This is a genomic window from Variovorax sp. DXTD-1 (genome assembly GCF_003984625.1).
In the GTDB taxonomy this organism is placed as follows: domain Bacteria; phylum Pseudomonadota; class Gammaproteobacteria; order Burkholderiales; family Burkholderiaceae_C; genus Variovorax.
In genome coordinates this window covers 1-2,614 of sequence record NZ_RWKH01000049.1, presented here as the reverse complement: position 1 = coordinate 2,614, position 2,614 = coordinate 1, and the positions used below count along the sequence as shown (strand labels likewise).

At 55.8% G+C, this 2,614-nt stretch carries 5 protein-coding genes; all 5 read right to left on the bottom strand.

Translation table 11 applies throughout. From position 1 onward, the window contains the following. Positions 1-1,064: zeta toxin family protein (locus EJI00_RS24700; RefSeq protein WP_148110652.1), on the bottom strand; the 1,064-nt coding region annotated here is incomplete at its 3' end. Beyond that, positions 1,051-1,488, bottom strand: coding sequence for a hypothetical protein (locus tag EJI00_RS24695; protein ID WP_126750103.1), 438 nt, complete (start codon positions 1,486-1,488; stop codon positions 1,051-1,053). The genes EJI00_RS24700 and EJI00_RS24695, both read right to left, overlap by 14 nt. A gap of 105 nt (positions 1,489-1,593) precedes the next feature. Then, positions 1,594-1,692 (bottom strand): zeta toxin family protein, encoded by a 99-nt coding sequence (locus tag EJI00_RS25625; protein ID WP_126750102.1) that lies wholly within the window; start codon positions 1,690-1,692, stop codon positions 1,594-1,596. 71 nt (positions 1,693-1,763) lie between these two features. Next, complete coding sequence (locus EJI00_RS24685) at positions 1,764-2,201, bottom strand: hypothetical protein (RefSeq protein ID WP_126750101.1); 438 nt, start codon at positions 2,199-2,201, stop codon at positions 1,764-1,766. 67 nt (positions 2,202-2,268) lie between these two features. Continuing rightward, the coding region (locus tag EJI00_RS24680) for a type IV secretory system conjugative DNA transfer family protein (protein ID WP_185868218.1) at positions 2,269-2,614 on the bottom strand (346 nt) is incomplete at its 5' end.

The window sequence follows — 2,614 nt, the reverse complement described above, 5'->3', positions numbered from 1 at the left end:
GCGGTCAGGGCGTTGTATTGGCTGGCGGTGGTGACGGCGTCGTAGCCCATCAAGGCACCGCCTGCGATGCCACCGGCTTTGGTGAGGGTTTGGAAGCCGGGCCTGGTGCCAATGACAGCATCGGCGGCACCCACCTGCGTGAGGCGGGTGCTCAGGGACTTGGCGGGCGTAGCCCCAAGCTGCTCGGTGGCGATCGCCTCGGAGCGGGCGCGCAGTCGCTGGATTTCCTGGATTTCTTCTGCCCCGGCGCCGCGGCCCGGGCGAATGACGTTTCGGGTGACTTCGTCGAATTTCTTGAGATGCTCGTCCCATTGCGCAGGCGTGAGAGGCTTGCTGCGCTCGCCAGCCAAGGCTTCACGGGCCGCAGGCGCATGTTCCCATTGGCCGTTTTTGAGTTCGTTTTGGTAAATGGTCTTGCCGTTGCGGTCGTAGATGCCGACGCGGTCGGCCAGCTTGCGGGCTTCGATGAGTTCGACGCTTTCCAGGACGCCTCGGTAGGCGGAGTCGTGGCCGTCTTGAGGAACCCACCGGGCAGGCTTGCCCTCAGCCTTCATTTCTTCGTACCGACCGTGCACGCTCTGCCAACTGGTGCGCTCATTCGTGGCGACCACCCGCACATCGGTGGTGTAGCCGGCTGCTTTGTATTCGCCCAATCGCGCCGCCGCATTTTCTGGCGTGCGCAGCGTGCCTTCGAGAATCACATTGAGTTTGTGCTCGCGCCCGTACTTTTCGAGCTTCTCGGCCCAGATGCCAGCATCCTCGTGGGTGAAGCTCGATGAGGTGCGGTCGTTGGCGGCGTTCAATTGATTGAAGGCTGGATGCTTTTCTCGAAATTCGTCCGGTGAAATCTTGAGTGCACCACCCTGATGCGCCAATTCGCGCTCGACGCCGCCCATGGTGCGGCTTTTTCCGGAGCCGGGTTGACCGCCGATGATGACCATCGTGGGGTGTTCGATGGGGTGAAGGTTGGAGCCTGCATTTTTTAGCCGGTCTGGAAGAATCTGCTCGCGAAAAATCCGCTCGTTCTCCGCCTCCGAGAGCAGATAGGGGTTAGAACCAGCCATGGAGAACTCCCTTGTGTTGCAAAGAAAGATGGATTTGATTGAGCGTGGAATACTTCAAGCGGATGGCTTGAACGGCATCTTGATCATCAATGTCAGTTGAATTGAATTCGCGATATGCCATGGCCCGCAGGTCGGATAATCCTTCAATTCTTTGCAAATCAGGAGATGGCCTTCCCCTTTCTTCGCGCTCTTCAGGTGTGGTGTCCGAACGCCATGCATTAACCGTATCTTCTACAAATTCGTAGTTGTCAACAGCGTCATAGGCTGGTTTTCTCTCGACCCGTTTTGCGATTTTCTTCATCTCCCTGCTGCTCAGATCAAACTCCTCTTGAATCTGATTCAGCGTGAAGCTGCCGCCATTGTCTTTGGCGAGTTTCAAAATTCGATCCCAGTAATCTCTCTCGGAAGCGGGGGGGCGGTTCATGTGTTGTTCCCTTCTGCGTGTTGTTTTAGGCCAAACGATAGTCGCTCTTTTGCCCCCGGGGGTCTTGCAGGGTAATGTTCTGCGGATCGAGATGCTGAGGCCGAGTCAGTGCGTCAATTCGCGTTCGACGCCGCCCATCGTGCGGCTTTTTCCGGCCCCGGGTTGGCCACCGATGATGACCAGGGTGAAGGGTGGAACCCGCATCACTCAACCATTTGGGAAGAATTTTGTCACGAAAAATTCTCTCATTCTCCGCCTCCGAGAGCAGATAGGGATTAGAACCAGCCATGGAGGACTCCCTTTTGTTCGATATAGAGGAGGATTTGATGGAGGGTTTCGTATTTCAGCTCAATGGCTTGAACGGCTTCTTCGTCATCAATATCAATGAGTTTGAATTCACGGCGAGCCATTAACCATAGCTCACCAAGTCCCTCAATTCTCTGAAAATCAGGAGATGGCTTTTCCTTCTCTGCACGCTCTTCGGGTATGGTGTTTGCACCCCACCCTTTGACCGTATCTTCTGCAAATTCGTACTTGTCAACCGCGTCATATACCGGATTTTTCTCGACCAACTTCTTGATTTTTCTGATTTCCCTGTTGCTCAGATCAAATTCCTCACGAATCTGATCCAGCGTGAAGCTACCGCCATTGTTTTTGGCGAGTTTCAAAATCCGATCCCAGTAATCTCTCTCGGAGGCGGGGGGGTGTTTCATTCGTTGCTCCCTTTCGAAGTGTTTGTTTCAGGCCATACCGGACGTGAGATGCGCGTGCACGGTCGAATCAGCTAAAGCCTTTCGGCAGACTTTGCCGAGTGTCTTCGTCAAACCCGCCAAACCTTCCCAATGCCAGCCCGCAGGCCGCCCCCTTGATCCTCACCGGCGCCATGCTCGCCCGCTCCTTGAAAACCTTGTCCTTGAAGAACCAGTTCTTGTGGGCCCGGATGGGCTTGCAGCCTTCATAGAAGATCAATTCCTCGTCGGCGGGCAGCTCCTTGATCTCCTGCGGCAGAAACAGGGCTCGGCGCTCTTCGGTGTAGTTGGTCGAGACCTGGCTGGAGCCGCCGCCTCGGCTGGTGCTGCGGTGCTCCTTGCGGATGGTCTTGTAGCCCAGCATTTCGCTGTATTCA